The organism is Halomonas sp. (assembly GCF_041689495.1).
Classification (GTDB): Bacteria; Pseudomonadota; Gammaproteobacteria; order Pseudomonadales; family Halomonadaceae; genus Halomonas.
Map to the genome: position 1 here is coordinate 1 of NZ_JBDNGD010000412.1, position 2,913 is coordinate 2,913.

Here is a 2,913-nt window from a genome sequence, read left to right on the forward strand (position 1 = left end):
AGCGCCTAGCGCCTAGCGCCTAGCGCTCAGGAGTACAATCCAGTAGGCCCGATAAGCCGCAAGGCGCATCGGGCGTGTTGTGGGAGTCAGGGCTAGCGCACGGTGCGCTGGCGCTCTCAGAGGCGGGATTCGGCCTGGGCCTGGGCGGCTTGCGGTGCATGGACGGCGTGCAGGCGAGCGATCAGTTGATCTTCCAGGGCGAAGCGCTCGGAAAGCCCTCTGACAAGCCGATCGAGCCAGGCGGGAAGGCGGGCCAGGTTCTGCCGGCAACGCACCGGGCTCTGGTAATCATTATCGAAATCGAGGACCAGTTCGGTGGACATCTCGAGACGCGCCAGGAGCCGATCGGCAATGGCATGGGCCTCGTCGTCACCGAAGGCTTCGGCCTCGTCACGCAGCTGGGGGTAGACCTCGAAATGGCCGGCGCTGATATAATCCATCAGCAACTGACTGAAGGTATCGATACGCGCCTTGTACACCGCCTCGAGTTCGACGTTGCAGGCCTCCTTGAGCTCGATGAAGCTCACCAGCAATGCGCGGCGTTCGTCGAGCCAGCGGTCGATGAGTGCATGGACCCCGCCCCAGCGATCCTGAGCCGTCTTGCAATCTTCCAGCATGGGCGCCTCCTTGCTACGCGGAGCCGATGACAACGATCATCCGACCGGGAAACAACAGACTCACCCCTGCCGCCCTCGCTGTCAATCCTCTTGCCCGGAAGCGTCGATACCGCCAGGATATTGGCTCGTGATACACAAAAAAGGGAATCCAATGAAAACGCTCGCCCGTCTCGGCCTCGGCCTCTTGATCAGCTCCAGCCTGGGCCTGGCCCATGCCGAAGAGGTGAAGATCGGCATGATCACCACCCTCTCCGGTGGCGGCTCCCACCTCGGTGTGGACGTCCGCGATGGTTTCATGCTCGCCATCGAGCAATCGGGCCGCGGCGATATCGAGGTGCTCATCCAGGATGACGCCCGCCGCCCCGACCTCGCCAAGTCGCTGTCCAACGAGTTCATGCAACGCGATGAGGTCGACATCATGACCGGCATCATCTGGTCCAACCTGGCCATGGCCGTGGTGCCCTCGGTGGTACGCCAGGGCACCTTCTACCTCTCGCCCAACGCCGGTCCGTCGGATCTTGCCGGGCGCATGTGCCACGAGAACTACTTCAACGTGGCCTACCAGAACGACAATCTCCACGGTGCCATGGGCGCCTACATGCGTGAACAGGGATTCGAGAATCCCCTGCTGATGGCCCCGAACTATCCCGCCGGCACCGATGCCCTGGCCGGCTTCAAGCACCTCTATGAGGGCGAGGTCGCCGACGAGATCTACACTCAGCTGGGCCAGACCGACTATGCCGCGGAAATCGCCCAGATCCGCGCCAGCGATGCCGACAGCCTGTTCTTCTTCCTGCCCGGCGGCATGGGGATCTCCTTCATGAAGCAGTGGGAGAATTCGGGGGTCGACCTGCCCATGTTCGGCCCGGCCTTCTCCTTCGACGAGATCATCATCAAGGCAGTGGGCAATGCCGCCATCGGCACCATGAATACCTCGCAGTGGGCCTATGACATGGAGAACGACGCCAACCGGGCCTTCGTCGACGGCTTCCGCGAGGCCCATGATCGCAACCCGACCCTTTATGCGGCCCAGGGATACGATACCGCCCGCCTGATCCTCAGTGCCCTGGAAAAGGCCCATCCCGACGACAAGGCGGCCTTCCGCGAGGCCCTGCGCGAGGCCGATTTCGCTTCGGTGCGCGGCAAGTTCCGCTTCGGTTCGAACCAGCACCCGATTCAGGACATCCATGTCCGCGAGGTGGTCGAGGGTGACGACGGTGAGCCGACCAATCGCCTGGTCGGACTCGCCATCGAGGACATCCAGGATGTCTACGCCGAGCAGTGCCAGATGTGATAGCCCGATACCACCAACGAATGTGACAGCACGTCCGGGCCGTCCGCGGCCCGGTGTTTCTCGCCCCAGGCCACGGATCCCCCGTCTTGAGCGCTACCCTGCTTGTCGAACAACTGATCAACGGCCTGCAACTCGGCACCATGCTCTTCCTGATGGCCAGCGGCCTGACGCTGGTGTTCGGGGTGATGGGGCTGATCAACCTGGCGCACGGTGCCTTCTACATGGTCGGCGCCTTCGTCACCGCCACGGTGACCGGCGCCACCGGGTCCTTCCTGCTCGGCCTGGTGGCCGGGATACTGGCGGCAGCGGCGGTGGGCGCCCTGGTCGAGCTGCTGGTGATCCGTCGCCTCTATCATCGCCAGCACCTGGATCAGGTGCTGGCCACCTTTGCGCTGATCCTGATCTTTTCCGAGGGGACGCGCTGGCTGTTCGGCTCCTCGCCCCTCTGGCTTAGCCCGCCGGAACTCCTGTCGGGCTCGGTGGCCCTCCCGGGCGGGTCGCGCTATCCGATCTATCGCCTGGTGATCATCGCCGTCGGCGTGGTCGTCGCCACCGGCCTCTACCTGCTGATCTCCCACACCCGGCTGGGAATGCGTATCCGTGCCGGCGAGAGTGACCGTGAGATGATCGGCGCCCTGGGGGTCAACATCACCCGGCTCTATACCCTGGTGTTCGCCCTGGGCGCCGGCCTGGCCGGCCTCGCCGGCGCCCTGGTCGGCGCCCTGCAGTCGGTGCAAGTGGGCATGGGGGAGCCGGTGCTGATACTGGCCTTCGTGGTGATCGTCATCGGCGGTATCGGCTCGATCAAGGGAGCACTGCTCGGCGCCATCCTGGTCGGCGTGGTGGATACCCTGGGCCGGGGCTTCCTGCCCGCCCTGTTCGGCCTCTTCATGAGTCCGTCGGACGCCGCCGGGGTCGGAACGGCCCTGGCCGCCATGCTGATCTACATCCTCATGGCGGTGATTCTCGCCTTCAAACCCAAGGGACTCTTTGCCGCCAATG

The 2,913-nt window shown here is 64.3% G+C and carries 3 protein-coding genes; 2 read left to right on the forward strand and 1 reads right to left on the reverse strand.

The features are described 5' to 3' along the window. Positions 1-116: 116 nt before the first annotated feature. Positions 117-617: a sigma D regulator gene (rsd, locus tag ACESMD_RS12845; RefSeq protein ID WP_372613762.1), complete on the reverse strand. Its 501-nt coding sequence runs from the start codon at positions 615-617 to the stop codon at positions 117-119. Positions 618-768: 151 nt separating this feature from the next. Between rsd and ACESMD_RS12850 the strand changes: the two genes are divergently transcribed. Both ACESMD_RS12850 and ACESMD_RS12855 read left to right on the forward strand, forming a co-directional pair. Beyond that, on the forward strand, positions 769-1,911 hold the full coding sequence (locus ACESMD_RS12850; protein ID WP_372613764.1) for an ABC transporter substrate-binding protein: 1,143 nt from the start codon (positions 769-771) through the stop codon (positions 1,909-1,911). An 86-nt stretch (positions 1,912-1,997) separates the two neighbouring features. Then, a partial coding sequence (locus tag ACESMD_RS12855) for a branched-chain amino acid ABC transporter permease (RefSeq protein ID WP_372613766.1) occupies positions 1,998-2,913 on the forward strand: 916 nt, incomplete at its 3' end.

Bases quoted from the DNA above. Each gene is read 5' to 3' on its own strand.
- ACESMD_RS12850 (WP_372613764.1), top strand. From the start codon at position 769: ATGAAAACGCTCGCCCGTCTCGGCCTCGGCCTCTTGATCAGCTCCAGC.
- rsd (WP_372613762.1), bottom strand. From the start codon at position 617: ATGCTGGAAGATTGCAAGACGGCTCAGGATCGCTGGGGCGGGGTCCAT.